Raw genomic sequence first — 1,149 nt, forward strand, 5'->3', positions numbered from 1 at the left:
CTGTCGGGCAGCAGGCCATCACGCGCCATGGTGAAAAATATGCGTGTCTGTCCGAAAATCATCATCAGCACGACGGAAGGCAGGGCAATGGTCGCCGCAAGACCGATCAGGTTGCCGATCCGGGTCCACCCGATGGAGCGCAGCACATGTGCCAGAGCCTCATGTGAGCAGGGCAGGGGATCCTGCGCACCAGTTGCGGCAATCGCGCGGCATCTCTGGTCCAGTGCCAGTGTGCCGGGCGCCAGTATGCCGCCATCGGCCCCGGTAACCGGCTGTGCGCCAAGGGGGGGGAGCCAATGGCCCCAAGCGAGACCAGAAGGTAAAAAATGGTGCAGAAGGCGAGCGAGGCAATCAGGGCGATGGGCACATTGCGCTGCGGGTTGCGTGTTTCCTCGGCCGCTGTTGATACGGCGTCAAAGCCGACATAGGCAAAAAAGATGGATGCCGCCGCCCCGGCCATGCCTGTGATCCCGGTCGGCATGAAGGGTTCGAAATGGCTGGCGTTCATGACCGGGATGGCAAGGATGGCGAACAGGGACAGGGCCGCGACCTTGATGCCGACGAGAATGGCATTGGCCCGCGCGCTTTCGGTCGTGCCCAGAATCAGGAGCCAGGTGATCAGCAGGGTAATGACCACCGCTGGCAGGTTGATATAGCCGCCAGCGGACGGACTGTTCACCCATAAGGGGGAGATTTCGATATGGAACAGGTTCTGGATCAGCCCGATCATGTATCCCGACCAGCTTGACGCCACGGCGGAGGCCCCGGTGGCATATTCCAGGATCAGCGCCCAGCCCACCATCCATGCCAGCCGTTCCCCCATCACGGCATATGTATAGGTATAGGCCGATCCCGCAGTGGGAACCATGGACGCCAGTTCGGAATAACAGATTGCCGCGCACATGCAGATGAAACCGGCCAGGACGAAGCTGAGCATCATGCCCGGCCCTGCTTTCTGCGCGGCTTCGGAAGTCAGCACGAATATGCCGGTTCCGATGATCCCGCCGATTCCCAGCATCGTGAGTTGGAAAGCCCCAAGCGACCGGTTGAGTGATTTCTTTTTGGCCGTCGCCAGGATTGCGTCCAACGACTTCACGCGATCAAATTTCATCCACCCGGTTTCCCCCGTTTTGCCCCAGACCTGGCATT

General features: G+C 60.5%; 1 protein-coding gene. It reads right to left on the reverse strand.

All coding sequences use genetic code 11. The features are described from left to right. Positions 1–106: 106 nt before the first annotated feature. On the reverse strand, positions 107–1,149 hold a 1,043-nt coding region (locus F1542_RS01195), incomplete at its 5' end, for an amino acid permease (protein WP_227672362.1).

It is taken from the genome of Komagataeibacter sp. FXV3, from assembly GCF_015155755.1.
Taxonomy (GTDB): Bacteria; Pseudomonadota; Alphaproteobacteria; order Acetobacterales; family Acetobacteraceae; genus Komagataeibacter.